Annotated in this window: 1 protein-coding gene; it reads left to right on the top strand. The window is 67.3% G+C overall.

Annotated elements, in window-relative coordinates; translation table 11 throughout:
* Positions 1-193, top strand: a 193-nt coding sequence (locus HJV72_RS19295) for a hypothetical protein (RefSeq protein ID WP_208073494.1), incomplete at its 5' end; no start/stop codon positions are given.
* Positions 194-217 lie beyond the last annotated feature (24 nt).

The following is a 217-nucleotide window of genomic DNA, read 5'->3' as shown; positions in this document are numbered from 1 at the left end:
GCTCTTTTCACTGGACCGGCGGCGGATCGAGGCCTACGCGCAGAAGTACCAAATCCCCATGCCGGGGGACAGCCGCTCCTTCTGGGCGGTGGTCTACAAGGCCATCCTCCAAATCGAGGGTGCGCCGGCAAGTCTGCGCCGGGCCGCCCAGGCGTGGCTGCAGTGCTGGGGGTACCGCGGGGCTGCAGCCTAGGCGCTTTGGCGGGACATAGGACAA

The organism is Extibacter sp. GGCC_0201 (assembly GCF_017566055.1).
In the GTDB taxonomy this organism is placed as follows: Bacteria; Bacillota; Clostridia; order Lachnospirales; family Lachnospiraceae; genus Extibacter.
Note: the sequence above shows the minus strand (reverse complement) of the source record. Positions and strands in the feature narration are given on the sequence as shown.